Annotated in this window: 3 protein-coding genes; all 3 read left to right on the top strand. The window is 54.4% G+C overall.

What is annotated here, in order from left to right:
- On the top strand, positions 1-1,192 hold a 1,192-nt coding region (locus VLA04_00565), incomplete at its 5' end, for a hypothetical protein (protein ID HSI20190.1).
- A gap of 42 nt (positions 1,193-1,234) precedes the next feature.
- On the top strand, positions 1,235-1,612 hold the full coding sequence (locus VLA04_00560; protein HSI20189.1) for a hypothetical protein: 378 nt from the start codon (positions 1,235-1,237) through the stop codon (positions 1,610-1,612).
- On the top strand, positions 1,609-2,844 hold the full coding sequence (locus VLA04_00555; protein HSI20188.1) for a WD40 repeat domain-containing protein: 1,236 nt from the start codon (positions 1,609-1,611) through the stop codon (positions 2,842-2,844). Before VLA04_00560 ends, VLA04_00555 begins: the two co-directional genes overlap by 4 nt.
- Positions 2,845-2,898 lie beyond the last annotated feature (54 nt).

Genomic DNA, 2,898 nt, shown 5'->3' with positions numbered 1-2,898 from the left:
CGTGGTAGACCCTAAGACAAAGCGGGTCAAATCCACCCTCACCCTGGAGGCAACGAGCGGCGGCTTCAGCGATGAGCGCGATGCCATCCGCGCCACCCCTAGCAACTCCAGTGGCGTAACAGGGGACGACAAGAAGCCTATTGCAGGCAGGGCCTGTCTCTACGAGGGTGGCAAGTGGTTAAGTGACAACGGCACATCGGGAATCGACTGTCTGGCAAGTGGTGAAATGTACGACATCAAAACTGGTACAACCAGGCCGCTCACCGATGAAGAACTGAAGTGGTACGTGACGGGCAGGTGGCCCTATGTGAAGACCTACTGGTGGGACCAGAGCTTCAACACCAAGCCGCACACAGTGCTAAACCCAGCGCAGCCTCAAAAGTACTTCATGGGCAGGAAGGTGGTGCTCTACAATCCGGCAACCAACCGGGCAGCGGTAGGGGTGATCTCTGAATGGGGACCAGCCCCTTGGACGGGGGTGACCGTAAAAGAGCGTGCACAGCAGCGCACCCTTTGGACGAGCGGGCCCGCAGGGCCACAACCACGTATGCAGGTACCTGAAGGCTATACAGGGCGCGTAGCGGGCGGCGGAACGGCCTTTACGGAGTACTTGGGCACCGTGACAGACACACCTATCGTTTTGGGCTACCTGCGGCAAGATTTGGAAGACAAAACGCCACTGGGGCCCCTGACCAACTTCACCGTTTCTAAGCAGGGAGCTGTAACGGTAGACGGCTCCAACGACAGCTCGTGTGCCGAACTTGGTAACCATTCCAGAGTACGGTACGACAACCCCGGCCGCGACAAAGGGTACCTCCTTGCCGGAAAGGGTCAAAACCGGACTGGCGGGACCTCTCCTATCAACCCCCACATGTGCCAACTCCTTGTGGAATACCTTAACGACTCCGACAACCGTAGCGTAGTAGTAAAGGTCTCTTCCATCACAAGCGGTAACCACTCACCAACTTCCCGGCACTATTCAGGCAACAGCATCGACATAGGCAATGAGGATATCGCCCCATCCCTCATGCAATGGATACTGGCCAACCAAGCCGAACTGAAGAAGAAGAGCCTTATGCCACAACAGGTTATCGGCCCTCAGAAAGACTCCCAATGGGCGGTGGATGGCGGCAAGGGAAGGCCTGGCTTTTACGTAGCCGAACACAACAACCACGTCCATATTGGGTTTTAACCCACAGGGGCTATACTTAACAGGAAAGCAACTTCCACTCCCATGTTCCGTTTCCTCCCCACCAGCATTGCCACCTATTTGTTCCTCCTACTCCTGGAGGTGCCTTCGGTACATGCAGCAGAGCCTTACAAGTGTGGGTACGTGGCTGGAACCACTGGCGTACTAGTGGGCGGTAAAATTGATTCCAACAAACCAATTGCTTGCTACATCAGCAAGATATTGGAAGAGAACATGCCTTACGTCGTTTTGGCAGCAGTCATTTTGGTGGTCATCTCTGGTGTCCAGTACATGCTGGCAATGGGCAACTCGGCCGGCCAGGGGGCAGCAAAGACCAGGATCATCGGCATCATTTCTGGGATTATCTTCTACTTCCTCATCCGCTATATGATCCCTCTCGTATCGGGCGGCATTAACCTATGAGCGCGCATCCGTTTGCCGCAAGCAAACGTGCCCTTAGGATACGCGGCGTCCTCATTACTAGCGCCGTAATTATTGCAGCGGTAAGCAGCATCTTTCTCTATACCCGCTCAAGACAGAGCACCCTCATCCTCCAGGTTCCCCAAGAGGCTATTACCATTAAGCTTAATGGCGTTACCACCAAGGCCAAGCCCACCAAGCAAGGTCTACGTGTCCCTGTTATTGCGGGGCAGTACAAGCTTGAAGTCTCCCGCCCTAAATACCTGCCTTTCTCTCAGGACATCCGTATACCAGTAGGTGAAACCATTACGGTCCGTCCCGTGTTTACCCTGGCACCCATTAGCGCACTGCAAAATGAAAGTGCCACCGTCAGCTTTGTGCGCCCACTCCCAGATGACAACCTGGTTTTCTACGTAGGTGACAGCGGCACACGCCTCTACCGCCTAGAGACAACCACCCAATCTCAAGTTGCCGTCAGCGAGCGCAGCATTAGCCCGATACGGGACGTCCAATGGCCCATCAGTGGTGATGTCGCCATGGTGACCCGCAATGACGGCGTATACCTGTTAGAGATGCCTAAGTTCGACTTCCGTACCCAGCGTTTTGACAAAGTGGCTGAGTTAGAAGTAGTCTCTCCCGTTTGGGACCCTAACGATGACCGGGTAGCAGCTGCACTTATGCGGGCAAACGGGGAGCGGTCACTAATCCTTTCCGATAAGCGGTTTACCACCATGGAGCGCAAGGCCGACATGACCGGCTTCACGAACCCCAAAGTGGTTTGGTCACCAGGCAGCCGCTTTATTGCCGTATTGAACCAATCGGTTGATGCAAGCCAGAACAATGTCTGGATCTATAACCTGGTAAACGGAAACTTTGTCCCCGCTACTGACACTGGTAATGTCCGCAGCGTAAGCTTTAGCCCTGACGAACGAACCCTCCTCCTTGAGCGGGACAATTTAGCCCTTAGCCTTCGAGACCTAGCGACGGGGAAAGAAACAGCCATTGCCACTGCGGGCACCGTGGCTACTGCTGCCTGGAAAACAAGCAACACCTTCTACCTCCCAGAGCCAACAAGCAATTCCCTCATTCAGTACAACCTCCAGGGAAACAGTAGGAAAATCCCTTACACACTCCCTAGCACCTCACCTGTCCAAGGGATGTTCTATTTCGAGAGATCCGACTCCCTGGTATTCTATACAGAGAAGGCAGTCTATACGGTAAGTATGGCTGAGTAACTAAGAGGGGCATGCCGACAACACTACCTGAGAAGAACTCTGCGACCTCCCCGG

This window comes from Verrucomicrobiia bacterium (genome assembly GCA_035460805.1).
Taxonomy (GTDB): Bacteria; Patescibacteriota; UBA1384; order CAILIB01; family CAILIB01; genus DATHWI01.
The sequence above is the reverse complement of the archived record's forward strand: the minus strand, read 5'-3'. Positions and strand labels throughout refer to the sequence as shown.

What these genes read in the sequence shown, in the direction of transcription:
- VLA04_00560 (HSI20189.1), top strand. Translation starts at nt 1,235, where the DNA reads ATGTTCCGTTTCCTCCCCACCAGCATTGCCACCTATTTGTTCCTCCTA.
- VLA04_00555 (HSI20188.1), top strand. Translation starts at nt 1,609, where the DNA reads ATGAGCGCGCATCCGTTTGCCGCAAGCAAACGTGCCCTTAGGATACGC.